This is a genomic window from Acidithiobacillus sp., from assembly GCF_023256195.1.
GTDB lineage: Bacteria > Pseudomonadota > Gammaproteobacteria > Acidithiobacillales > Acidithiobacillaceae > Acidithiobacillus_A.
Map to the genome: position 1 here is coordinate 33,534 of NZ_JAGDWX010000028.1, position 23,330 is coordinate 56,863.

The window sequence follows — 23,330 nt, forward strand, 5'->3', positions numbered from 1 at the left end:
CCTGGCGGGTCACGGGCGACGACTGGAGCCGCAACGAGCGGGTTACCGGGACGGAAGGTCCTTGGGCCCAGGGGCGTAATCCCACCCAGCGGGGTCCACTGCGCAGTTGTGTGATGGCAGCAGCCATCAACAAGGGACAAGAGTTGGCAGCACCCGTGCCCGACAGCCAGATCACGGGCAGCAGCGGCAACTCGCGCAAGGGGTCGCTGGTAACCTACTCGGGAGGGGCGCGAGGATGAGTCCTCGTGTCCACTGCGGGCGGGCGAACAGAGCCGGACGGATCTGAGCATGGATACCCGCAAGGCTTTTGCCCTGCGCCAGGCGCGGGCCGGTGTGGTGCGACAGCCTGCCCCTGTCGCCATGGGGGTGGGACGTCCGACGCCATCCTGGTTTCCCAGCGGTGCGGCACAGGCCCTGGCCCACGGCATCGAACATGCGGCCTGCCCGAGTCTACCGGAACGCGGTTGTCAGCATGCCTTGGTGCAGCGCGGTGAAAACGCGCGCTTGGCCGAGATCGAGAGAAGCATCAAGGGGAGTTTCGACGCCATCGTCCCCACACTGAAGGCCATGGCCGCCCTCGGACGGGGTCCGGATTTCCCGGAGCAGGCGCAGCAGCTGGCGCGGCGGGAACTGGGCTTCGGGTTTCCTGAAGAGATCCTGGAGCGGGCCTGGGTACGGGGTCCGGAACTGGGACGGCTCTATGCCGAGGGGACCTTCATGGCGCTGGAGCGGGCGGTGTGCGAGTTCGCGGCGCGGATTCAGACGGAGCTCACGGCGGCGCAGAACCTCGATGCCTTCCTGGTGGACTGCGGCTTTCACGCCGTCAACATATCGGCCTGCGCCGATGGCCGGCTCAAAGGGCTGTTCCCCTTCATCCTGCGCCTGCCCGATTCGCCTCTGGTGTCGCGCAGCGCCTTCGCCGGCACGCTCTTTGACATCGAGGAAGACGTCCGTCATTGGCAGGCGGCGGAGTTGCGGCGTTTCCGTGAGGGCTACCCCACCACGGCGGATGCCCAGACCCGTTACCTGAAGGTAGCGGTCTACCACGGCAGTTCCGTGGATCCGCAGCATCAGGGCTGTGCGGCCCACGGCAGCAATCTGCACGCGGCCATCGAGGCGGCGCTGGAGCGGCTGTACCAGTTCCGTATGGCCATCGAGAATGCCTTTTGCTGCGGTGCCAGTACCGATCTGCTGCTCATCGGTGTGGACACCGATACCGATGCGATCCGCATCCACATCCCGGACGCGCGCGGCGATCTGAGTCCGCACCGTTATGTGGACAATGCCGATCTCTACCGGCATACCCTGGGCCTCGATCCGGATCAGGCGCGGCTTGCCGTCTACGAGGCGATCCGTGCCGCCAGCGCCAGTGATGGCTGGGGCAAGGGCGAGGGGATGCCCCACGATGGCATGCGTCGGCTCATCGCTACGCTGCTCATCAACAACATGAGCCAGATCGAGTACGTGGGAGAGTATTACGGCGGTTGGTACGGTGACGGTGGGCACGCGGAACGCTTTATCGGCGTGGGCAACGGCTTTCAGGAAGTGCAGGTGCGCAACCTCGCCTACTACGCCCACGTCGACACGGTGGAGGAAGGCGCACCGGATCTGGACGTCGGTATCAAGATATTTCGCAAACTGAATCTGGAGAAGGGGCTCCCCATACCCATGGCGCTACGCTATCGCTTCGACAGTCGCGTACCCGGCAGTCGCGAACGGGTGGTGCGCAAGGTGCAGCGTATGGCGGCCGCCCTGCGCGGACGCTACGCAAATTTGGTGGAGACGGATCGCTTGATTCTGTGGGGCGGCATTCAGGACTTGCCGCTGGGAAGTCCGATGGAGGAGGTGGATCTCGGATGAAGATCATGCGTGTGGAAAAGACTCTGGTTTCCACGAATCGTATTGCCGAGATGGGCCATCGTCCGCTGCTCGTGGTGCAGGAAAAAGAGGGTGGACCGCGCTCCGTGGCGGTGGACTCGGTGGGCTGCATCCCGGGCGACTGGGTGATTTGCGTCGGTTCCTCGGCAGCGCGTGAGGCGGCGGGCAGCAAGGAATACCCCTCCGACCTCACCATCATCGGCATCATCGACAACTGGGACCCGAGCTGAGAGGCGATCGTGGAGATCATGCGCGTCGTATCGGACCTGGTGGTCACCCGCCGCATCCCCGGACTCAAGCAGAGCTCCCTGCGGGTGCTGGCCGATGCCAGCGGCAAGCTGAGTGTGGCCACGGATCCGGTGGGTGTACCCGAGGGAAAATGGGTCTTTACGGTGTCGGGTTCGGCAGCACGCTACGCGCAGGGCGATTTTGAAGTACTGACCGATCTCACCATTGGCGGGATCATCGATTTTTGGGAGCCGTAAGGCATTGCAGTCTGGATAGGAGGGACGGAAATGGCAGATGTAACGGGTATTGCGTTGGGTATGATCGAGACCCGCGGTTTGGTGCCGGCCATCGAGGCGGCGGATGCCATGACCAAGGCGGCGGAAGTGCGCCTGATTGGTCGCCAGTTTGTGGGTGGCGGTTACGTGACCGTGCTGGTGCGCGGTGAGACGGGTGCGGTGAATGCGGCGGTGCGTGCCGGTGCCGATGCCTGCGAGCGGGTGGGTGACGGTCTGGTGGCGGCGCACATCATTGCCCGCGTCCACTCCGAGGTGGAGAACATCCTGCCCAAGGCACCCAGCGCCGAGGGAAGCGGTCGCGACGGTGATGTGACCGGCAACCTCAGCTGATCGGGGTGCTCGGGATGCGCAATCATCCACGCATCATCGGTTTTCTGGGACAGGCGCTGAATCACGAATTCACGGCGATTCAGCAGTATCTGACCCAGGCCAGCCTCTGCACCCTCTGGGGTGAGCGGGATTGGGCGCAGAATTTCCGGGAGGAATCGCGGGAAGAGCTGGGTCATGCGGATTTGCTCAGTCAGCGTCTGCTGCTCCTGGGGGTTGCCCCCAACGCAGCGCAGCTGCGGCCGCCGCGTCCGGGTCGCGATCTGTGGGAGATGCTGCAGCAGGACGCGGACCTCGAGTTGCGGGCGGTCGAGCTCTACGCGGAAGCCGAGGCGGTGGCCCAGCGTCTGCGTGACCCGGAGTCGGCAGCCCTGTTTGCTCGGCTCTGCCAGGACGAGCAGGAGCATCTGCAGCATCTGCAGGAAACCCTGGGCAGGCTTGGTGCAGGAGGTGGACGCTGATGGAGAGGGCCAGTATATCCTGTCCCGAGGGCTGGGAGCTGCAGAAGCGTCCCTTGGCCTGGAACCGGCGGCTGGATTTTTCCGACTACAACGAGACCCGGGAATTCCTGGACCGTCTCGCCGAGTGTTCCGAGGCCTGCGGCTACTATCCCAACCTCAACTTTGCACGAACCTATGTGGTGGTGTCGGTGCAGTTCGATGAGGACGCGGTGGACGCGCAGCGGCGCGAGCTGGTTGCGGCGGTGCAGGACTGCGAACGCGCTGTCCGGGGCGGACAGTGACATCGTCCGATGCCCTGCGCATTGCCGTCTTCAATGGCAAAGGCGGCTGCGGCAAGACCACGCTCGCCTGGAATCTGGCCATGGGTCTGGGTCGGCGGGCGTCGACACTGCTGCTGGACGCCGATCCGCAGGGAAGTCTCGCCCACTGGGCGGACTGGTCCGGTCGGGAAGATATCGCCATCCGTGTGCGAGAGTGGGGTAGCGAGGCCGGCCATGGGGAGGAGTATGCCTTCATCGTCACGGACTGCGCGCCGCGTCTGGAAGCGGAGGAGCTGAAGCAGATCGTCGCGGAGTCGGATCTCGTCCTGCTACCGGTCCTGCCCTCACCTTTGGACCTGTGGGCCAGCCGGCGCAGCGCCGACTGGATTCGGGAGCAACGGGCACAGCGCCCGACGCTGCGCGCGGCCTTCGTCCTCAACCAGGTGGAGGCTCAAAGTGCCCTGTCTCGGGCAGCCCAGGTCGCCATCGCCGAGTTGGGTCTGCCGGTTCTGCGGGCGGTGCTGCATCGGCGCGCCATTTATCGCAGTGCGGCCCTGGAGGGCCTGAGCGTCTATCACATGGGTAAGCGAGCCAGCGCGGCGCAAGCAGAGCTGGAACGTCTCATCGAGGAGATCGTGACATGAGCAGTCTGGAAGACAAGCTGAGTGCCAGTATGCAGAGTCCGCGGCGCAGCGGTGGCCGCAGCAGCACGACGGAAAAGACAGCGGAACCGGCCCCGGCGAAGCCGGCGAGTGGGACCCGTACCCAGAACAAGAGTCCAGCCAAAGACAGCGTGCAGATAGAGGATCTCAACGCCGGCGGCGGTCGCAGCCTGAATCCGCCGCGCATCTGGCCGGACTGATGCCGAGAACGGCGGTTTCGACGCCTGCCTTGGCCGGCATCGCCCCGTTTTTGTCCTGCTGACCTACTATGGCCATTCAACTGACGGACTATCCAGAAATCCTGGAGGCCCTCGGCGATAACGCTACCGAGCTTTTGAGCTCCCAGTGGCACGAGGCGGCGCGCATTTTCAGTCGCGGCGGGCTCGAGGCCTATCTGCAGGGAGCGGTCAGTCTCCAGGCCCTGGGGCGGGGCAGTGACCTCGTGCTCGCCTATATCGAGAGTGCCCCGCAGGTGGCCCGGGAGATCGGTGAGCCGGCGGTGTTCGAGATGCTGTCGGCGGCCATTCGCATGTTTTCCAAGACCAGCGCCGAGGTCTTGACCCTGTTTTTCTCCACTGCCCCCATCGTCGCGCGCCGCCTGGGTGAGATCGAGCTTTTCCGTGGCTACCTGCTCCTGCTGGATCAGCTCCTGGCGCAGGCACCGCGGGGCGTGCGCCCCATGCTGGGAAAGATCGAAGCACTGCTGGAGCAGATGACCCTGGGGGGGCTACGACGCTGGGCTGCCTGGGGGATTTCCGCCTATCGCAACGACTTTGCTGCCCAGGCGGAATACTTCGGGCTGCAGAGCGAACAGGCGCGTGCCGTGCTGCAACAGGAACGCCGCGGCCTGCTCTTCATCGACGTGCAGCGCCGTCTGATCATGTATCTGCGTGCGCTCTGGGGTCGGGACTTCTTCCTGCGCCCCACCTCCGGCGATTTCGAGACGCGCCAGGGTTACCGTCCTTATATCGAGCAGTATTTCATCCATGTCCCGGACGCCTACGACGACATGGAGAACGCGCAGGGGCAAAAGATCACGGCCCTCGAGCTCTTTCGCGCCGCGGCGGCCCATGCGGCGGCCCACGTCGTGCTGTCCCAGTATGACCTGCGCCTGGAGCTCGCGCCGGCAGAACAGAAGCTCTGGATCGGCCTGCTGGAGGACGCCTGGGTCGAGCGTGAGGCCATCGCCCGCTTCCCCGGGCTTCTGCCCCTGTGGCAACGCCTGATGCAGGTGCCGGCGACGCGGACGCAGGAACAGACAGCGGCGCTGCCGGCGATCCTCGACCGTTGTGCCCTGGCCCTGCTGGATGCCGATTACCGCGACGAGCATCCCCTGGTGATCCAGGCACGGGAGAGCTTTGCCGCTCTGGTGTCGGCCGCACCGGGCGACGCCAGCGCGCGCTACACCGAGATGCTCCCGCTGGCCGAGGCGCTGGCGGCAGCAACGGCCAAGGCCGGGCTGGAGCTTCCGGGGTATGGCGATGTCGGGGCCATTCTCTACCGGGACGACAACCGCTACCTCTGGACGGTGCCGGAGTCGCAGCTTGGGGATATCCTCGCCGGCGGCCCACCGCAGGTTCGCAAGTATGTGAGTCTCATGGAGATGATCAACGCCGTGGACGTCGAGACGGCGGGAGACGATGCCCAGGAGATCTGGGTTCTTGCCACCGAGTTCTATGACGACGACGGCAAGACCTTCAACGAGCGCGAGGGCAAGGTGCCGGTTTCCCAGCCCATGAGCTACCCGGAGTGGGACTACCAGACGCAGCTGGAGCGGCCGCTGTGGGTCACCCTTTACGAAAAACGGCCGAAGATGGGCGATCCCGAGGTCATCGATGCCTTTCTGCAGGCGCAGAAGCCTCTGGTACAACGCCTCAAGAAACTCATCGAGGCGGTGCAGCCTCAGGGAGTCATCCGCCAGCGCAAGGTGGAGGATGGCGACGAGATCGATATCAACGCCGCGGTGCTGGCTTTCACCGACATCCGCATGGGCCAGCAGCCGGACCCGCGCATCGGTATTCGCACCCGCCTGCACCTGCGCGACCTATCGGTGCTGCTGCTCATCGACCTGTCGGAGTCCACCAACGATCGCCTGCGCTCCCGCAGCGAGGGCGATGTCACGGTGCTACAGCTGGCGCGGGAGGCAGCGGCGCTCCTGGCCGAGGCCCTGGAACGCATCGGTGATCCTTTCATGCTCTGCGGTTTCGATTCCAATGGCCGCCACGATGTCGAATTCTATATCTTCAAGGATTTTCAGGCGGAGTACGATGACAAGGTCAAAGGTCGGCTGGCAGGGATGACCGGACAGCTGTCGACGCGCATGGGGGCGGCACTGCGCCACGCCGGACACCTTCTGGACCAGCAGCCGAGCCAGAAGAAACTCGTGCTCCTGTTGACGGATGGCGAGCCTGCGGACAACGACGTGCGCGATCCCCAGTATCTGCGCTTCGATACCAAAAAAGCCGTGGAAGAGCTGGGGCGTCGTGGTATCCGGACCTTCTGTCTGTCCCTGGATCCCTATGCCGATGAATACGTCTCGCGCATCTTCGGGGCGCGCAACTATCTCGTCCTGGATCACGTAGACCGCTTGCCCGAGCGGCTTCCCCAACTCTACCTGGCGATGACCAAGTAATTTTGCTTTTATAAAAGTTATCGTTAATTTCTTTTTGCTTTACCTTATGAATTGCGCTGGCTAGCATGGCGGAGGCGTGGGCCGAGGTCGCTTCGGTCCCGAACGACAGGAGGATGTGGATGGACTTCATTGCCCTGGGCATACCTCTGTTGCCCCTGCTCTCGGCCCTGACGATTCTGGCCTTTCTGCGCCAGCGCAAGAAGGCGGCGGCACGCTTGAGCGTCGCTGCCCTGACCTTGGCCTTTCTGCTGGCGGCCTTCTTCCTCGGTCGTCACCTCGGGGGGAGCGGGGATGTGCTCATGCAGGCACCGGGCCTCTGGGGCAGCCTCTGGCTGGATCCTCTGAGTCTCATCCTGTGGACCTTCGTCTCCGGTATCAGTCTGATCGTCCATGTCTATTCCGTACGTTACATGGTCGAGGAACCGGGCTATCCGCGCTTCTTCGCGATGCTCGACCTGATGACGGCAGTGATCCTGCTGATGGTGGCGGCGGGGGACCTCATTACTTTGGTGGTGGCCTGGTTTCTGGTGGGCGTGGTGCTCTATTTTCTGCTGGGTCATGATGCGACGCGACCGGCGGCCGGTCGCTATGCATTCTGGACCCAGATCACCTATCGGGTGGGCGATCTGCCCTTGTGGTTCGCTGCCCTCGTACTCATCCAGAGCTACCACAGCGTGTCGCTCCCGGTGATCTTCGCCCGCATCGGCGAACATCCCGATGTGCTGCTCTGGGGCCTGCCCGTGCCGGAACTCTGCGGCTTTCTCCTGGCGCTAGCGGCCTTTGCCCGCTCGGCCCAGTTCCTGCTGCACACTTGGCTGCCCTACACCATGGATGGACCCACCCCCGTGTCGGCACTCATGCACGCCGGGATCGTCAACGCCGGGGGTTTTTTGTTCAATCGCTTTGCGCCGCTGTTCGAGCACGCTGGCTGGGCCCTGCACTGGGCTTTTGCCGTGGGCCTCGTGACAGCGGTCGTCGGTTCGGCGCTGATGCTCATCCAGAACGACATCAAGCGCTCCCTGGGCTACTCCACCATGGGGCAGATGGGATTCATGGTGATGGAGTGTGGTCTGGGGGCCTTTCCCCTGGCGGTCTTTCACCTCATTGCCCACGGTTTCTTCAAGGCCTCTCTGTTTCTCGGGTCGGGTGGGGTCATCGGCGAGGCGCGTCAGCGCGACGGCGTGCCGCCGGATCCGGTCTACACCTCGGTGGTGGAACGGCGGCCCATCAAACCCTCCCGCCTGCCGTGGCTCGTTGCGGCATCCTTGACGGTGCTGGTGCCTGTCATTGTCATCGGTCTGTCCCACTTCTTCGTCGCGGAGCGTCTTTTCTATGAGCAGGGCGTCATCATCCTGCTCTTCTTTGGCTGGGTGACGGGTGCGCAGGCGCTCTTTGCCGCCCACAAGCTGTCGCAGAAGGACCCTTGGCGTCTGATGAGTGGCATTCTGGTGTCCTTTGTGATCATCGTCGTTGGCTACACCCTCATCAGCCACTATTTCGGCGATTTTCTCTACCCCGACCGTAGCGAAAGCCTGCGCCTGTATGAGGTCGCCAGCATCCAGCACCTGTCCTTCGACCTGCTGGCGTTGCTGCTCGCCCTGATCTTCGTGGGCGGCTGGATGCTGACCTTCTTCCGCGAGAGTCTCGATTGGGGACGACGTCCAGGCGGGCGCTGGTATGGGCTCTACCTCGGCATCTACGCGCTCCTGTCGCGCGAACTCTATGTGGCCGATATCTACCAGCGCGCCAGCCAGATCCTGCTGCATTGGTCCCGCCGATTCAATGTCTGGCTGGGGTGGTGCTGAGATGCTTGCGGCCATCACCGTCTTTGCTGCATTTCTGGTACCGCTCTTTCCCTTGAGCTGGGTTTTCAACCGCCTTCTGGACAGCTTGCCCATGACCACGGCCCGGGCGTTGGCGGTACTGGCCTTACCGCAACTGGGCCTGTTGCTGCTGCAGTACGGGGTCGCACCCTGGGCACTGACGGATCCACAGCGTCGGGCACTGGTGGCATTGGCCATCTTTACGGCGCTGTTCTATGCCTTTCGCGCCCTGAGTGCGCGGGATCTGTTCATCTGGACCCGCCTGAATCTGAGCGCTGGTCTGGCCGTGATCTGGATCGCCTGGGCCATGGGCACGGCCATACCGGTCCTGCAGATCCTGGCCCTGACCTGGAGCGTGCCGGCGGCCTTGCTCACCCTCTTGAGTGGGGCCTTGGCGGCGCGGCTGGGCGGCAGCTATCTGGGGCTCATGGGCAATCTGGTAGAACCCTTGCCGCGACTGACGGCCAGTATCGTGCTGACGGTGCTGGCCCTGTTGGCGACGCCAGTCTTTCCGTCCTTTTTCGTCCTCTTCGGGACGGCCATGCAGTTACCGCTGTCCTGGATTCTACCGCTGCTGCTGTTGCTACCCCTCTGGGGCTGGTCCTGTGGCCGGCTCTTTCAGGATCTGCTCTTCGGTGCCTATCGCGGAGAGGCGGTGGAAGATCTGAGCCTTCTCAGCAGTCTGATGGTGTTCCTGGTGCTGTCGGGCCTGCTCGTCCTGGGACTGTATGGAAGTGGAGGTGTCCTGTGAGCCTGGATCTCGGAGATCGTCTGCAGGTACGCGCCATGGTCTATGTCGCCAGCGAGCCCATCCCGCGTTTCTGGCCCATGCGTACCTTCATCCACCACAATCCCCTCTACGGTCTGGAGGATCGCCCCTTTGCCCAGGCGGTGACCGAGGCCTCGGAGCTCTTCCACGCACGCGGTTATCTTGCACGTAGTCAGTATCGCGAGTATCTGGCGGCGGGCAAGGTGGATGAGCAGGCCCTACGCGATGGCGTGAGCCGCTTTCTCCATGGCAAAGACGCGGCAATTCCGGGCATCGATCTGGATGCCTGGCTGTGGGCCCTGAGCACCCGTTATCCCGGTGAGCGCGTTGTCCTGCGTGGTGACTGGATCGATGGCGCCGGCCTGAGGGCGATGCTGCAGGGCGAGGAGCTGCCGGCCCTGGGGGACGAGGCAGACGTCGATGCCGCCTTGCTCGAGCTGCTGGAGGCGCGTCTGCCGCCGCAGTTGCCGGTGTATACCCAGGTGGATCGCCTCTACGGCAGTCAGATCGGCGATAGCCTCGACGATCTGCTGACCAAGAGCTGTCTGGATTTTTTTGATGAGGGACAGTCGGCCTGGCAGGCACCGGGTCGTGAGGCGGGTTTCTTCCGATCCTGGAAGGCCATTGCCCGCCGCAATATCCGTTTCATGCTGCGCGGCCTGCATCTGCGGCAGCTTCTGGCCGAGGAGGATACGCCCGAGGGAACGATCGCCCAGATTCTGCGGCAACTGGAGGTGCCGGAGAGCGCCTGGCAGGACTACATCACCCGCGAGCTCACCCGCATGCACGGCTGGGCCGGCTTCATTCGCTACCGCAGCACGGCCAAGCACTACTACTGGGCGCAACACTATCCGGCGGACCTGGTGGATTTTCTGGCAGTGCGCATGGTGTTGGGCTTGGCCTTACTGCAGGAGGCAGGCCGGCATCAGGGAAGTCCCGTATCCTATCGTGCCCTGCGCGCGTCCTGGCAGGCACAGCCGCGGCTGGCGTACCTGCGCAGTGAGCTGCACTCGGCTCGGGTTCTACCGGCCTGGGCGCAGCGCCTCGATGATCTGCTCAGTCGTCCCCGTCCGCAGCGGGTGGCGACGGTGGCGAGCCAATACATCGAGGCGAGGCGCCGCTACGAGCTGGACCTCCAGCAGAAGCGGCTCATCGATTTGGCCCGGGCCGTGGGCGGTGACGCCGAGCAGGCGCTGCGCCGCCTAAGCGCTGGAGAACTGCAGGGTCTGCGCCGTCTTCTGGGCGAATGGGAGGCGCAAGAGGGGTACGTCTGGCTGCAAGCCATGGAGTCGCACTACATAACGGAGCTTGTGGATCGGCTGCAGGTGCCGGAGCCGGCGCCAAGCCATCCCAAGCGTCCCTTCGCGCAGGCGCTCTTCTGTATCGACGTGCGCTCGGAGCCTATGCGCCGGCAGCTGGAGGCGCTGGGCGACTATCAGAGCTTCGGCATTGCCGGATTCTTCGGCGTGCCCCTCGGTTATCTCGAGTTTGGCAAGGGTAGCGAGATGCACCTCTGTCCAGCGGTGCAGACGCCCAAGAATCTGGTGCTGGAGATCCCGGCAGATCTGGAGCTGGAGGAGGAGGCCCTCTACGGTGCCCTGGAGCACGTCCTGCACGATCTGAAAAGCTCGGTACTATCGCCTTTCGTGGCGGTGGAGGCCATCGGCCTGCTCTTCAGCCTCGGACTCATCGGCAAGACCCTCCTCCCCTTGGGTTACCACCGTTGGCATGCCCGGCTGCACAGCGACAAGCCCGTCACCCGGCTGCTGCTGGATAAACTCAGCCCCGAGCAGGCGGATTCCATTATCCGCGCCATCCAGCGCGCCATGATCGTCAAGGCTCTGGCTCGGGAGCTGCGCATCTCGCGGGATCAGGTGACGGACGATGAGGTGCGCGAACTGCGTGAGATCGCTTTGGGTCACCAGCGTGGTCCCAGTACCTTGGCGCGTGAGCGCAATCTGTCGCCGGCGGAGGAGCTCGCCTTTGTCGAGAAGCTGCGGGATATTTATCGGGTGAACCATGCCGAGACCAGCCTGCAGATGGAGCGTCTGGGACGCATCGGTTTCAGTCTGGAAGAGCAGGTTCGTTATGTGCTGCAGGCCTTGCTGTCCATCGGCCTCGATCGGAATTTTTCCCGCTTCGTCCTGCTCGTGGCTCACGAGAGCCGCAGCGAGAACAATCCCTACGAATCGGCCCTGGACTGCGGCGCCTGCGGGGGTGGGCGGGGTCTTCCGAACGCCCGCGCGCTGGCGCACATGGCCAACAAGCCCGAAGTACGACGCCTGCTGCGCGAGCGCGGTGTGGCGATTCCCGAGGATACCTGGTTCCTGCCCGCGGTGCACAACACCACCACCGATGTCATAGAACTGCACGATCTGGATCTCCTGCCGGCGCGCCACCTCCTGTATCTGGAGCGGCTGCGCAACGGGCTGTCGGCGGCGACTCGGCGCTGTGCGGCGGAGCGGATGCCCCTACTGGGAGCGGCACCGGAACTTGCCGCCGAACCTTTTGCCGCGGCGGCATTGGCGCAGCGCCAGGCGCACGACTGGTCGCAGGTGCGACCCGAGTGGGGTCTGGCCCGCAATGTCTACGCCATCGTCGGTCGGCGGGCCCTGACCGAAGGCGTGGATCTCGACGCGCGGGCCTTCCTCCAGTCCTATGACTATCGCCTGGACCCACGCGGACGACTGCTGGAGAATATTCTCACCGGCCCGCTGGTGGTGGGCGAGTGGATCAACCTGGAGCACTATTTCTCGGTGGTGGACACGGAAAGTTACGGGAGCGGCAGCAAGGTCTACCACAACGTGGCGGGTCGCTTTGGGGTGATGACGGGCAATCAGAGTGATCTGCGTACGGGTTTGCCCATTCAGACGGTGATGAAGGACGGTAAACCCTACCACGAGCCGGTCCGGCTCATTGCCCTGGTGGAGGCGCCGCTGGCCTTTGCCCAGCGCACCGTAGAGCGGATCGCCAAGGTCAAATCCCTCATCGGTGGCGGCTGGGTGCGGCTGCTGATCCTTGACCCTGAGGACGATTACCGGGTACACGTACTGACGGAAGACGGTTTCGTCGTTCATCCCCACAGTCCGCTGCAGCGTGCTGCGGGCGAACAGACATCGATCCGCGTATTGGAGCACAGCACATGAAAGCCCTGAATCTCAGCCCACTCAAGAAACTCGAGATCATTCTCGAGGGTGCCCACAAGGACTTTGCCACGGATCTTCTGGATCGCGCCGGTGTGCAGGGCTACACCATCGTCGGCAATCTGTCCGGCAAAGGCAGTCACGGTATCTACGAAGGTCACGTGATGTTCAATGAGGACGACGTCCTCATCATGATCATCGTGGCCGTTCCCGAAGACCTGGTCGCCCCCATCCTCGAAGGTTTTGCGCCCTTTTTCGACAAGCACACTGGAGTGGTGTTCGTCTCCGACATCCAGGTCAGCCGTCTGGTAAAATTCCAAGGCGAACGTCCGTCCCCAAACCACTGAGTACGAGGTATCACCATGACCGATTTGGCCAGCGCCTATCTCATCGAGAAGGAGCCTTACTACAAGGAAGTGGACGACGAGATCGCCCTCTACGAGGCGGCCTACGCGGCACGTCTGCCCATGATGGTGAAAGGGCCGACGGGCTGTGGCAAGTCGCGCTTCATCGAATACATGGCCTGGCGCCTGAAGCGGCCCCTCATCAGCGTGGCCTGCAACGAGGACATGACGGCCTCGGATCTGGTGGGACGTTTCCTGCTGGACAAGGATGGCACCAAGTGGCAGGACGGACCCTTGACCCTGGCAGCACGCATCGGTGCCATCTGCTATCTGGATGAGGTAGTGGAGGCACGTCAGGATACGACCGTGGTCATCCACCCTCTCACCGATCATCGCCGTACCCTGCCGCTGGACAAGAAGGGGGAGCTGGTGCACGCGCACCCGGATTTTCAGCTGGTCATCTCCTACAATCCGGGTTACCAGTCCTCCATGAAGGACCTGAAGCAGTCCACCAAGCAGCGCTTCGGCGCCTTGGACTTCCAGTACCCGGAGCGGGATCTGGAGATCGAGATCGTCGCCCACGAATCGGGCGTGAGCAACGAGGTGGCGGGCAAGCTCGTCTCCATCGCCGAGCGTTCGCGCAATCTCAAGGGGCACGGTCTGGACGAGGGGCTGTCCACGCGTATGCTCATCTACGCTGGTGCCCTGATTCAAAAGGGTATCGCCCCCATCACCGCCTGCAGCGTGGCCCTGGTGCGACCCATTACCGACGATCCGGACATGCGCGATGCCCTGGACGCCGCCGTCACGACCTTCTTCTGAATCGCTGGGTGTGCCGCTGCCCGCGCCTTGACCCCGCAATGGGGATAACTGCGCGGCCGTAGCCCCCAGCCGGTCGTTGCGATCCGGGCTGGTTCAGGGTCGGATTCGGTTGCGGCCCTCGTGGACGATCCATTCGCGACTTTTGGCGAGGAGCCGGTGGATGGAGCGTTCGCGATTGTAGACGGGTACCTGACTCAAGGGCACCCAGCGCAGCTCGTGGGATTCGTCGTTGCCGGGGATGGCCATGGCATCGTCGATTTCCACGAGGAAGCGGATGTCCAGGTGTTGATGCTCTGCCTCGCGCCGGTTGGCAGGGATGCGGTGAATGTCGATATCGAAGATATCCGGCAACACCAGGCGAATCCGTTCGGGCGGGAGTCCCGTTTCTTCGCTGCATTCCTTGAGGGCCACCCGCAGTACGTCCTCGTCGCCGTCGGCGTGCCCACCGGGCTGGAACCATTGGCCGAGCTTGCGATGGAGCATCAGCAGGACCGCCGTACGGTCGGGGTTGATGACCCAGGTGGAGCCGGTGATGTGCAGACCTGGGGTATCCCGCCGGAAACAGTCGTTGCCGCTGCGCAGCAGCATGCAGCCGCGTCGGGCGTAGGCGCCTTCCTCGGGATAGCGGCTGCGGTAGTGGCAGAGGCGCCGTTCCAGTTCTTGACGATCCATGGGGGCTAGGTCCAGGAGGGATTCTCGACAGCGTGAATGGCCGCCGCCGCCGCCTCGTCCACGTCCGCCTCACGCCCGGCAATGATCATACGGCCGTAGGCGCCCACGGCGCGGACATCCACGAGGGTGATGTTGGCTGCTTTTTCTGCCTGATTGGCGGCATAGATGATATAGCCGGCGGGCTCGGTTTCGAGGATGAACATGCTCTGCTCCGGCAGGATCATGGAGCCCCGGCGATTCTGGCGATTGATCAGCACGGTGTGGTCGGGCATCATCCCACGGATGATTTCGTTCCAGGTGATGCGACAGGCCTTGCGATCCCGCTGATCGGCACCCATGCGCTGCAGCACCGCCCGACCCGCCTCGCGCACATCGCTCTGGTCGCGGTGATGGATGACCATGGCGCCGAACTCGCGCTCTATGACGAGCTGCGACAGGTGTACGCGCGTAGCCTTGAGGGCGATGTCCGTCAGCCGATGCACGGCCATGCCCGGCGAGACCTCTACCCACAACGCTGCGTCTCCCGGCACCGGCAGAAAACCCTGAGAGACCGTGGCGATGTAGGCAGCGAGCTGGGGCTGAAGGGAGTCTATGTAGACGTAGGTGCGTAGTTGAATCATGGGCCCAAGGGAGCATTATGCGTTCCCTATTGTACCGCGTCGGGCTTTCTTTCTCCAGAGAATGGAAGGGACGAATGGCTGGAATATCGTGGAATACTCAGAGTGGGGGACAGAAAAGCCGTGTTGCGGAAAAAACGCCAGGTGCTGGAAATTCTTTTTTGGCTGAGCCTTGTGCTGGGGGTGTACTTTTTCAGTCAGTGGCGCGGTGCCGCACCCATACAGGTGCAGCGATTGCCGCCCTTGTCCGTGAGCAGCCTCGACGGCCGACAAGAGATACTGCGATCCTATCCGGGCCAGGCGATGCTCATCAACTTCTGGTCGCCCGATTGTCCACCCTGCCTGGCAGAAACCCCAGCCTTGGTAGCCCTGGATAAAACCTTCTCCGGGCCACACCTGCGCATCGTCGGCATCGCCGTAACGGGCAGCAGCGCCAAGGACGTCCGCGGTGTCGCCCAGCGCTTTGGCATCCCCTACGCCCTGTACCTGGACGACGCCGGGGAGGCCAGCCACAGTGTCGGTGGCGTCGTTCTGACGCCAACCACGCTATTGGTGAACGGTCGCGGGGAGATCGTCGGGCGCTTCGTGGGCGCTATCTCCCTTCCGGTAATTGTCTGGAAGCTGCTCTGGCTTGGTTGAGCCGAGCGTCCGCGGACCGGTGAGTACCGGCGGATTCTTCCGGGCCTGGCCATCCCAGGCAAAGCGCCCCTGCGCACGTTCCCGACGATCGTACCGACGCAGGATCTCCTGCCAGTGGCGTCGGGCCGCTTCGGGGTCGCGTCGCGCCAAGGCCAACATGGCAAAGCCATCGTCCTCCCAGCCACAGGCTTCCTGCACTGCCAGCGGCCAACGCTGAAAATAACTCTCACGCATCAGGGTCGAGCCCAGCTCCGCAAGCTCCCGAGGAACCCCGAAGGTCAGCGCCCGTTCCCGCCACTCATCCCATTCCAGCACCAGGTCTGTGTCGTCTCTGTTGTCCATGGCCCGCATCCTCTCTCTCGCACATCACCCTGATCCCTTAGGTATAGTCAAGGAGTCGCCGCGGGTCAAATAATCGCACCTGAGCATCTTTTTACATGTCTCTGTACCTGTCTTAGCCTGGGTCCGTAACCACATGATTAACCATTGTATTAACCAGGAACCGGATTTGGTCGTGGCAGATAGCCGACTGCCGCAACCCCATGAACTAGCTGGTCGAGTCATGCCCTCTCCATTGAAGCGGCTGAAGAGGTCCAGAGGCACGTTTTTTAGTTGCTCCATTAATTATACTGATGACATCGTCTCCTGGTCATTTAGACATTTTCTGAGCTTTGGCCGTTTTTTTTACTACACTTTAGGGTGTCTATATGGATGACATAAACAGGGAGTTCCTGAATGCTTTCGTCGACAAGCTTCGCGCGTTATGGAGATAAAGAGAATTCCGATTTTTTTGAACGCTGGTTACCACGAATCCTCGAAGACCGAGACCGCGAAGGGCTGACGGAAAATATCCGTCGTATCGATGCCTTGATGCTCACCGTAGAACCAGGTCACTCTGCAGATTATGTGCACGAATTGTGTCTCATGACACCCTACGATTATCAGATGACCCTGGAGAGCGAGAAGCATTCTACCCACGTTCTGCGCATCGACCACAGTGCCCCGGATCTTTTGGTACGCGAGGTCAAAGACCCAGAATTGCACGGCATCTTTCGCAGTCTCAACGAAGTCTATCCTATCGGCGCCAAGCGACCGAATTCGCGCTACATGGGCGAAGTATTCCAGGTGGAGGACCTGGATACCCTGGTGAAGACTCAGAAGGCGCGGGAGGTCCGGTTTTTTTCTGCCGAACAAGTCGGAAACTTGGAACTGCCGGCCAACATGGCCATCGTCAAGCCCTCACCCTATACCCACAACATCGTCGCCTATTGGGAGCGGCCGGAGGGTCGTGAGCGGCGCTATGCCTTGGGTGAGGTGGTGCCGCGACCCGACATGCAGCGGGCCTATGGTGAGGCCAAGGAGCGACGCGCGGCCTTGGGTATCGATCGCTTGCTGCTGCCCATCGACCACCTGGCCACCCGTATCTACAGCCAGAATCGCGAGGTTGCCATTCTCGAGTATCTGACCTTGTCCAGCTACTATTACTGGGGTTCCTACGACATCGCCGATCAGAATTCGTCCACCAATGTCACCAAGAGCGTGCACTACGAAGACGTGCTGCAAAGTCCTGCCAAGGTGTTCACGGCTGCCAATCATCCCTATTTCTGCAATCATCTCATCGGCAAGCCTTCGCCGACGGAATCCTTCGCTCGCAACTTTGGGCCGCGTCTGCACCATATCGCCGTGGCCATCCGAGATGGACGGACGGCGGATCAGCTCAATATCGACTATGTCGTCAATTCTCTGCGCGACAGCGGTCAGAAATTCCTGCTGGAGGTCATCGGTTCGGAACGGGAAGGGCTCAAGCAGATTTTCTCCAGCGCTTCCGAGCATTCGTCCCTCATCATCGAATACGTCCAACGTTTCCACGGTTTCCAAGGCTTTTTTGCCAAGGAGAACGTGGCCGATCTGACGGCGGCGGCGGGAGCGGACGAAACCCTGCGCAGTCTCGAGACGGAGTCGCGCTCATGAGCGCGGTGCGGCTGGACAGCGTGGAAAAAGGGGCGGTAGAGGACCTGGTGGCAGCCCTGCCACCGGCGCAGCGGGAAGAGCGCGATGTGGTCGAGGGACTCTTGCGGGGGCTGGGCGATCTGGATTGGCGGCCCATCGCCGAGCGGGCCAAGCCTTGGCTCAAGGCCATGCGCGCGCAGGCGACACCGTTCTGGGCACTGGAGTCGTTGCTGAGCGAATACCCCATCAGTAGCAGCGAGGGCCTGGCACTGATGCGTCTGGCGGAGGCGCTGCTGCGGGTGCCGGATCAGGAGACCGCCGACGTGCTTCTCAGCGATCAGCTCTCTCGTGTGGATTTTCGCGAACAGGGCGATGTGGGTCTGCTGCACCGGCTCAGCGATCAGGTACTGCGGCTCTCGCGCCGGATACTCAGTCGGCAGGAGTCGGACAGGCTCACGCAACGGCTGGGCAAGCGGGCCGTGGTGCAGGGGGCGCTGCGGGCCATCACCTTGCTGGGACGGCAGTTCGTGCTCGGCGAGACCTTGGCGGCGGCACGCAGCAAGGCGGCGCAGACCTGTAGCCATTATCCGAGTCTGCGTTTTTCCTTCGACATGCTGGGGGAGGGTGCGCGCAACGCGGCGGATGCGGCGCGCTACACCCAGGCCTACCGGGACGCTCTGCTGGCCTTGGCCAAACAGCCGGTGGGGCGCGGCGGACCGGAGGATCGGGACGGTATCTCCATCAAGCTCTCGGCCCTGCACCCGCGTTTTGAGGAAAGTCAGAGGCAGCGTCTGTGGCGCGAGCTTCTGCCGGTGCTGGTCGACCTGGCCGAGCTGGCGGCAGCAGGCAATGTCGGGCTGACCCTCGATGCGGAAGAAAGTGATCGTCTGGAATTGCAGCTGGATCTTCTGGACGCCTTGCAGGCACGCCTGCAGGGGCAGGCGCAGACCGCTGGGTGGCAGGGCCTGGGTCTTGCCTTGCAGGCCTACCAGAGCCGTGCCGCCGATGCCCTGGAATACGTGTTGGCCAACACGCGGCGCCACGGTGGACGGCTGATGCTGCGGCTGGTCAAGGGTGCCTATTGGGACACCGAAATCAAGCGGGCCCAGGAGATGGGCCTGGATGGCTACCCCGTCTTTACCCACAAGCACCACACGGACATCAGCTACCTGGCCTGTGCCCGACGCATGTTGGAGTACGCCGAGGGGCCAGAGGCAACCCTCTATGCCCAGTTTGCCACCCATAACGCCACCAGCATTGCGGCAGTTCTGGAGATGGCCGCGGGAATGTCCGCGCCCCAGTATGAGATGCAGCGTCTGCACGGCATGGGGGAGCGCCTCTACGATCTGCTCATGGACCGGCAGCTGATCCCGCGCCTGCGTATCTATGCCCCCGTCGGACCCTATCGCGAACTCTTACCTTACCTGGTCCGACGAGTGCTGGAAAATGGTGCCAACACCTCTTTCATCCACTTGCTCGCCAGCGGCACCGGCGACGCTGCCGAGGTATTGCTGAAGAGTCCGTTGTGGGCCGCCGATGGCAGCGCCCTGCCTTTGCCACGGGCCATCTACGGCACCCTGTACGGTGTCGAGCGCCCCAATAGCGCCGGCATCGACCTACCCTACGCGCGGGCCCGCGCCGGCATCGAGGCCAGAGCGCGCCGTCTGGAACTCACCCCGCCGCCGGATATCGACCCCGAGACGGTACCCTCCATCGTCTGCCAATTGGATGAGGCTCAGGCCGAATGGGACACCCTGGGTGTCACGGCGCGCGCCGATATCCTCTGGCGTGCCGCAGATCTGCTGGAGGAGCGGCGGGAAGAGTTCATCGCCTTGGTTCAGCGGGAGGGTCACAAGACCCTGGCCGATGCCGTGGCGGAATTGCGGGAAGCCGCCGATTACTGCCGTTACTATGCACTGCAGGCCAAACATTTGTTGGCGCCGCAGCGATTGCCCGGCCCCACGGGAGAAGAGAATCGCTGGTCCTGCCGAGGGCGGGGCGTCTTCGTCTGCATCAGTCCCTGGAACTTTCCCCTGGCCATCTTCGCGGGGCAGGTGGTGGCGGCCCTGGTCACCGGTAACACCGTGGCTGCCAAACCGGCAGAGCAGACCCGCGCCATCGCGGCGGCCATGGTGGAGCTGTTGTGGGAGGCGGGAGTGCCGCGTTCGGCCCTGCGCCTGGTCCCAGGCCCCGGCAGCAGTGTCGGTGCGGCGCTGGTAGAACACCCCCGGGTGGCGGGGGTCGTCTTTACGGGTTCCACCGCCGTTGCCAAGGGTATTCAGAGGGCCCTGGCCGCCAAGGACGGGCCCATCGTTCCCCTCATCGCCGAGACGGGCGGCATCAACTGCATGGTCGTCGACTCTTCGGCCTTGCCGGAGCAGGTGGTGGATGCGGTTCTGCGCTCGGCCTTTCAGTCTGCCGGCCAGCGTTGTTCGGCGTTGCGCGTGCTGTGCGTGCAGAAGGAACTGGCGGAACGGCTCTTACCTATGCTCGAGGGCGCCATGGACGCGCTCACTATCGGCCCGGCCCTGGATTTTGCTACGGACGTACCGCCGGTCATCGATGCCGCGGCGCAGCAGCAGCTCTGTCGGCAGATGGCAGATCTCGAGCAGACGGGCGCCCGCCTTCTTCATCGCTGCAGCTGGCCCCGTGCCTTGCGAGAGCGAGCCGAGAAGGATTGGGACGCGTTGCGTCTGGATTACCGGGACGAGCGCGGCGAGCTCCAGCACTTCGTGGCCCCCAGTCTTTATTTCATCGACGATCTCGCCGCCGTCCGCGAAGAGATTTTCGGTCCGGTCCTGCAGGTCTGTATCTGGGAGTCCGGCGAACTGGAGCGCTGTCTGGAAAAGATCCGCGCCCTGGGTTACGGACTGACCCTGGGGGTGCAGACCCGCATCGACGATCGTGCCCGGGCCGTGGCGGCGCGCTGTCGGGTAGGTAATGTCTACGTCAACCGCAGCATGATCGGCGCCGTCGTAGGGGTACAGCCCTTCGGTGGTGAGGGCCTGAGCGGAACGGGGCCGAAGGCCGGTGGGCCGCTCTACCTCACACGCATGGTGGCCGAGCAGACCATCAGCATCGATCTCACGGCCGCGGGGGGCAATGCCAGCCTGTTGGCTCAAGGAAAATGGTAGGCGCGTACCTGGTGCGTGGCTGGACCCGCTGGATCCTGCCCGGAATCGGTCTCCTGCTGGCGCTGGTGGCGAGCTTCGTGGCCGTGCGCGTAGATGCCTGGTGGTTCCTGCTTGCGGCCCTTGGCTGGGGAATCGTCGCTCTGGCCATCTACGACGCGCTTCAGCGGCAGTCGGCTCTGCTTGCCAATTATCCGGTGCTGGCGCGGCTACGAGGTCTGGCACTCCACCTGCGTCCCTTCTTCCGCTCCTACCTGGTGGAAGACGATCAGGAGGGGAAACCCTACAGCTACGAGTCGCGCAGCCTCGTCTATCGGCGCGCGGCCGGCATCAGCAGCACGCACCCCTTCGGTACCCAGCTGGATACCTACCGGGAGGGCTTCAACTGGATCACCCATTCCATGGCGCCCGTCAATCGCCCAGCGGAAAAACCGCGGGTGCTGGTGGGGGCAGAGGCCACGGAGCAGCCCTACAGCGCTTCGGTATTCAATATATCGGCCCTGAGTTTCGGCGCCATCTCGGGCCGTGCCATCGAATCCCTGGTCCTGGGGGCGCGCTTGGGCAACTTCTATCTGGACACCGGCGAGGGGGGGATCAGTCGGTATCACCGGGGGCACGGCGGCGATCTGGTTTTTGAGATCGGCTCCGGCTACTTTGGCTGCCGCGACGCTCGCGGTCGATTCGATCCGGAGGCTTTCGCCGACCAGGCTCGCCAAGATTGCGTGCGGATGACCGAGATCAAGCTCAGTCAGGGCGCCAAACCCGGTCATGGCGGCGTCTTGCCGGCCGCGAAGGTCAGTCCGGAGGTGGCGGCTGCCAGAGGCATCCCCGTCCATCGGGAATGTCGCTCGCCGCGGGCCCACTCGGCCTTTTCGACGCCCATCGAGCTGGTCCAGTTTGCTGCCGAGATGCGCCGCTTATCCGGTGGCAAGCCCGTGGGCGTGAAGTTCTGCGTCGGTCAGATCCATGAGGTCATGGCCATCATCAAAGCCATGTTGGAAACGGGCATCTATCTCGATTACATCGTCGTGGACGGTGCCGAGGGCGGTACCGGGGCAGCACCTCTGGAACTCACCAATCACGTGGGCATGCCGCTGCTGGATGGACTCATCGTCGTGCGCAATGCCTTGGTGGGAAGCGCATTGCATCACCAGGTGCGACTGGCGGCCAGCGGTAAGATCCACTCCGGAACACACATCGCCGAGTGCATGGCCATCGGTGCTGACTGGTGCAACGCGGCCCGCGCCTTCATGTTTGCCATCGGTTGCATTCAGGCGCAGCGCTGCCACACCGGTACCTGCCCCTCGGGCGTGGCGACCCAGGATCCGGCCCGTCAGCGTCGTCTGGTGCCCGAGGTGCAGGCCGAGCGGGTGCGCAACTTTCACGATGCCACGGTCCATGCCCTCATGGACATCGTTGCGGCCGCGGGTCTGGAGCATCCGCGAGCGCTGCGGCCCCACCACGTCTACCATCGGGTGAGCGTGTCCAAGTCTCTTCCCCTCGATCGCATCTGGGAGTTCCTCCCGGAAGGCGCGCTTCTGGAGGAGCCGGGCAAGACCAGCTACGCTTTCTGGTGGCGAGCGGCGGACCCCGAAAGCTTCAAGCCGCGGTTGGATCTGAGTGTGGTGCGCAACACCGTGCCACGGCTGGCCTCTCTGCGTTAGCCTGGGGCGCCGTTTCGCGGGATAATCTGGCCGGGACGGGATGCGGCAGGAGCGGATATGCGGTGGTTGCGGGGGCGTAGTCTCTTTGCCCAGACGGCCTGGACCCTGGGTCTGGGCATAGTGGTCCTGCAGACCTTCTCCCTGCTGGCGGTGGTCTTCACGGTGCTGTATCCCTTGGCCCAGCGTTCGGCGGAAGATCTCGCCGGGCTGCTCATCATCAGCGCCCAGACCTACGAGCGTCTGCCCCTGCCCGATCGCAGCAGCTTTGCGCACAATCTCAGTCAGGACAATGGCATTGTCATCGGAGCCCCGGCACGCGAGCTGCCCCTGAGCGAGACCCACGGCCACCTCTATGGGCATCTGCTGTCGCGTATCCTGTCGGCGCGCCTACAACAGAGGATCCCCGTCTATACCGTGGATCGTCCCGTGCCCACCCTGTGGGTGCGGATTCCGGGTAGACAGGGTGCCGTCTGGCTACACTTCGACCGTCGTCGTCTGGCCAGCTCCCTGCCTCTGGCCACGGTCGTCATTCTCCTGCTGTCCACGCTGGCCCTGCTGATCCTGAGCATCATCCTGGTGCGCCGGGTGACTCGTCCCTTGGGAATACTCTCGGAGGCGCTGCGGCGCTCCTGGAAGGCGCCGATGCCCGAGCTTCCCGCCAGCGGCCCGCGCGAGTTTGCCGATCTACTGGAGGTCTTCGCCAATATGCGCACGCGCCTCAAGGCCATGATCGATCACCAGTCGCTGCTGCTGGTGGGGGTGTCGCACGATCTGCGATCGCCACTGACACGCCTGCGCATGGCCTGGGAGCTTCTCCCTGCAAGCACCCCCAGCAAGCTGCGCGACGGCATGCTGCAGGACATGGAACGCATGGGCGAACTGTTGTCGCAGTCCCTGAGCCTCGGCAGGGGATTGACGGCGCGTATCGCCGACCTCGACCTCATCGCCCTGCTGCACGAGGTGCGCGACGACTTTGAGCGCGCGGGCGGGCAGTGGCGGGAAGATCTGCCCC

General features: G+C 63.5%; 22 protein-coding genes and 1 pseudogene. 20 read left to right on the top strand and 3 right to left on the bottom strand.

Annotation, left to right across the window (positions count from 1 at the left end):
- The 15 genes and pseudogenes from Q0C23_RS07150 to Q0C23_RS07220 all read left to right on the top strand — a co-directional run.
- Positions 1-239, top strand: a pseudogene (locus Q0C23_RS07150) (carboxysome shell protein); the annotation flags it as partial.
- 49 nt (positions 240-288) lie between these two features.
- The gene (locus Q0C23_RS07155) at positions 289-1,860 is read left to right on the top strand and encodes a carboxysome shell carbonic anhydrase (protein ID WP_291511681.1); all 1,572 of its coding nucleotides are present in this window, start codon (positions 289-291) and stop codon (positions 1,858-1,860) included.
- Complete coding sequence (locus Q0C23_RS07160) at positions 1,857-2,108, top strand: carboxysome peptide A (RefSeq protein WP_004871250.1); 252 nt, start codon at positions 1,857-1,859, stop codon at positions 2,106-2,108. Before Q0C23_RS07155 ends, Q0C23_RS07160 begins: the two co-directional genes overlap by 4 nt.
- An 18-nt stretch (positions 2,109-2,126) precedes the next feature.
- A complete protein-coding gene (locus tag Q0C23_RS07165) occupies positions 2,127-2,363 on the top strand; it encodes a carboxysome peptide B (protein WP_226047700.1) in 237 nt (78 codons plus the stop codon).
- 30 nt (positions 2,364-2,393) lie between these two features.
- Positions 2,394-2,732 carry a BMC domain-containing protein gene (locus Q0C23_RS07170; RefSeq protein WP_291511682.1) on the top strand — a complete coding sequence of 113 codons (339 nt, stop codon included), beginning with the start codon at positions 2,394-2,396 and terminating at the stop codon, positions 2,730-2,732.
- A gap of 14 nt (positions 2,733-2,746) precedes the next feature.
- A complete protein-coding gene (locus Q0C23_RS07175) occupies positions 2,747-3,190 on the top strand; it encodes a ferritin-like domain-containing protein (protein ID WP_291511683.1) in 444 nt (147 codons plus the stop codon).
- Positions 3,190-3,471: a hypothetical protein gene (locus tag Q0C23_RS07180; protein ID WP_291511684.1), complete on the top strand. Its 282-nt coding sequence runs from the start codon at positions 3,190-3,192 to the stop codon at positions 3,469-3,471. Before Q0C23_RS07175 ends, Q0C23_RS07180 begins: the two co-directional genes overlap by 1 nt.
- Entirely contained in the window at positions 3,468-4,094 is a 627-nt protein-coding gene (locus Q0C23_RS07185) for an AAA family ATPase (protein WP_291511685.1), read from the top strand. Before Q0C23_RS07180 ends, Q0C23_RS07185 begins: the two co-directional genes overlap by 4 nt.
- The gene (locus Q0C23_RS07190) at positions 4,091-4,312 is read left to right on the top strand and encodes a hypothetical protein (RefSeq protein ID WP_291511686.1); all 222 of its coding nucleotides are present in this window, start codon (positions 4,091-4,093) and stop codon (positions 4,310-4,312) included. The genes Q0C23_RS07185 and Q0C23_RS07190 overlap by 4 nt, the downstream gene beginning before the upstream one ends.
- Before the next feature lie 68 nt (positions 4,313-4,380).
- Positions 4,381-6,744, top strand: a complete 2,364-nt coding sequence (locus Q0C23_RS07195) for a nitric oxide reductase activation protein NorD (RefSeq protein ID WP_291511687.1) — start codon at positions 4,381-4,383, stop codon at positions 6,742-6,744.
- A 119-nt stretch (positions 6,745-6,863) separates the two neighbouring features.
- A complete protein-coding gene (locus Q0C23_RS07200; protein ID WP_291511688.1) occupies positions 6,864-8,549 on the top strand; it encodes a proton-conducting transporter membrane subunit in 1,686 nt (561 codons plus the stop codon).
- Positions 8,527-9,318, top strand: coding sequence for a hypothetical protein (locus tag Q0C23_RS07205; protein WP_291511689.1), 792 nt, complete (start codon positions 8,527-8,529; stop codon positions 9,316-9,318). Before Q0C23_RS07200 ends, Q0C23_RS07205 begins: the two co-directional genes overlap by 23 nt.
- Entirely contained in the window at positions 9,315-12,482 is a 3,168-nt protein-coding gene (locus Q0C23_RS07210) for a DUF2309 domain-containing protein (RefSeq protein WP_291511690.1), read from the top strand. Before Q0C23_RS07205 ends, Q0C23_RS07210 begins: the two co-directional genes overlap by 4 nt.
- A complete protein-coding gene (locus Q0C23_RS07215) occupies positions 12,479-12,826 on the top strand; it encodes a P-II family nitrogen regulator (protein WP_291511691.1) in 348 nt (115 codons plus the stop codon). The genes Q0C23_RS07210 and Q0C23_RS07215 overlap by 4 nt, the downstream gene beginning before the upstream one ends.
- Positions 12,827-12,841: 15 nt before the next feature.
- Positions 12,842-13,645, top strand: a complete 804-nt coding sequence (locus tag Q0C23_RS07220) for a CbbQ/NirQ/NorQ/GpvN family protein (RefSeq protein ID WP_291511692.1) — start codon at positions 12,842-12,844, stop codon at positions 13,643-13,645.
- 93 nt (positions 13,646-13,738) lie between these two features.
- Here the strand turns inward: Q0C23_RS07220 and Q0C23_RS07225 are convergent, their stop codons facing one another.
- Both Q0C23_RS07225 and Q0C23_RS07230 read right to left on the bottom strand, forming a co-directional pair.
- Positions 13,739-14,317, bottom strand: a complete 579-nt coding sequence (locus Q0C23_RS07225) for an NUDIX hydrolase (RefSeq protein ID WP_291511693.1) — start codon at positions 14,315-14,317, stop codon at positions 13,739-13,741.
- A 5-nt stretch (positions 14,318-14,322) separates the two neighbouring features.
- Positions 14,323-14,937, bottom strand: a complete 615-nt coding sequence (locus tag Q0C23_RS07230) for a BMC domain-containing protein (protein ID WP_004871291.1) — start codon at positions 14,935-14,937, stop codon at positions 14,323-14,325.
- Between the two features lie 120 nt (positions 14,938-15,057).
- Between Q0C23_RS07230 and Q0C23_RS07235 the strand changes: the two genes are divergently transcribed.
- The gene (locus Q0C23_RS07235; protein ID WP_291511694.1) at positions 15,058-15,573 is read left to right on the top strand and encodes a TlpA disulfide reductase family protein; all 516 of its coding nucleotides are present in this window, start codon (positions 15,058-15,060) and stop codon (positions 15,571-15,573) included.
- On the opposite strand, the gene Q0C23_RS07240 is transcribed toward Q0C23_RS07235, so the two are convergent.
- Complete coding sequence (locus Q0C23_RS07240) at positions 15,481-15,915, bottom strand: hypothetical protein (protein WP_291511695.1); 435 nt, start codon at positions 15,913-15,915, stop codon at positions 15,481-15,483. The genes Q0C23_RS07235 and Q0C23_RS07240 overlap by 93 nt on opposite strands.
- Before the next feature lie 393 nt (positions 15,916-16,308).
- Between Q0C23_RS07240 and Q0C23_RS07245 the strand changes: the two genes are divergently transcribed.
- The 4 genes from Q0C23_RS07245 to Q0C23_RS07260 form a co-directional block, all read left to right on the top strand.
- A complete protein-coding gene (locus Q0C23_RS07245) occupies positions 16,309-17,544 on the top strand; it encodes a hypothetical protein (RefSeq protein WP_291511696.1) in 1,236 nt (411 codons plus the stop codon).
- Positions 17,541-20,657 (top strand): L-glutamate gamma-semialdehyde dehydrogenase, encoded by a 3,117-nt coding sequence (locus tag Q0C23_RS07250; protein WP_291511697.1) that lies wholly within the window; start codon positions 17,541-17,543, stop codon positions 20,655-20,657. The genes Q0C23_RS07245 and Q0C23_RS07250 overlap by 4 nt, the downstream gene beginning before the upstream one ends.
- 11 nt (positions 20,658-20,668) lie before the next feature.
- Positions 20,669-22,318 carry an FMN-binding glutamate synthase family protein gene (locus Q0C23_RS07255; protein ID WP_291511698.1) on the top strand — a complete coding sequence of 550 codons (1,650 nt, stop codon included), beginning with the start codon at positions 20,669-20,671 and terminating at the stop codon, positions 22,316-22,318.
- A 57-nt stretch (positions 22,319-22,375) separates the two neighbouring features.
- Positions 22,376-23,330, top strand: a 955-nt coding sequence (locus Q0C23_RS07260) for a histidine kinase dimerization/phospho-acceptor domain-containing protein (protein WP_291511699.1), incomplete at its 3' end; no start/stop codon positions are given.

Excerpts from the sequence above, each read along its gene's own strand:
- Q0C23_RS07155 (WP_291511681.1), top strand. The coding sequence starts at position 289 with ATGGATACCCGCAAGGCTTTTGCCCTGCGCCAGGCGCGGGCCGGTGTG.
- Q0C23_RS07160 (WP_004871250.1), top strand. The coding sequence starts at position 1,857 with ATGAAGATCATGCGTGTGGAAAAGACTCTGGTTTCCACGAATCGTATT.
- Q0C23_RS07165 (WP_226047700.1), top strand. The coding sequence starts at position 2,127 with ATGCGCGTCGTATCGGACCTGGTGGTCACCCGCCGCATCCCCGGACTC.
- Q0C23_RS07170 (WP_291511682.1), top strand. The coding sequence starts at position 2,394 with ATGGCAGATGTAACGGGTATTGCGTTGGGTATGATCGAGACCCGCGGT.
- Q0C23_RS07175 (WP_291511683.1), top strand. The coding sequence starts at position 2,747 with ATGCGCAATCATCCACGCATCATCGGTTTTCTGGGACAGGCGCTGAAT.
- Q0C23_RS07180 (WP_291511684.1), top strand. The coding sequence starts at position 3,190 with ATGGAGAGGGCCAGTATATCCTGTCCCGAGGGCTGGGAGCTGCAGAAG.
- Q0C23_RS07190 (WP_291511686.1), top strand. The coding sequence starts at position 4,091 with ATGAGCAGTCTGGAAGACAAGCTGAGTGCCAGTATGCAGAGTCCGCGG.
- Q0C23_RS07195 (WP_291511687.1), top strand. The coding sequence starts at position 4,381 with ATGGCCATTCAACTGACGGACTATCCAGAAATCCTGGAGGCCCTCGGC.
- Q0C23_RS07200 (WP_291511688.1), top strand. The coding sequence starts at position 6,864 with ATGGACTTCATTGCCCTGGGCATACCTCTGTTGCCCCTGCTCTCGGCC.
- Q0C23_RS07205 (WP_291511689.1), top strand. The coding sequence starts at position 8,527 with ATGTCTGGCTGGGGTGGTGCTGAGATGCTTGCGGCCATCACCGTCTTT.
- Q0C23_RS07215 (WP_291511691.1), top strand. The coding sequence starts at position 12,479 with ATGAAAGCCCTGAATCTCAGCCCACTCAAGAAACTCGAGATCATTCTC.
- Q0C23_RS07220 (WP_291511692.1), top strand. The coding sequence starts at position 12,842 with ATGACCGATTTGGCCAGCGCCTATCTCATCGAGAAGGAGCCTTACTAC.
- Q0C23_RS07225 (WP_291511693.1), bottom strand. The coding sequence starts at position 14,317 with ATGGATCGTCAAGAACTGGAACGGCGCCTCTGCCACTACCGCAGCCGC.
- Q0C23_RS07230 (WP_004871291.1), bottom strand. The coding sequence starts at position 14,937 with ATGATTCAACTACGCACCTACGTCTACATAGACTCCCTTCAGCCCCAG.
- Q0C23_RS07240 (WP_291511695.1), bottom strand. The coding sequence starts at position 15,915 with ATGGACAACAGAGACGACACAGACCTGGTGCTGGAATGGGATGAGTGG.
- Q0C23_RS07245 (WP_291511696.1), top strand. The coding sequence starts at position 16,309 with ATGCTTTCGTCGACAAGCTTCGCGCGTTATGGAGATAAAGAGAATTCC.
- Q0C23_RS07250 (WP_291511697.1), top strand. The coding sequence starts at position 17,541 with ATGAGCGCGGTGCGGCTGGACAGCGTGGAAAAAGGGGCGGTAGAGGAC.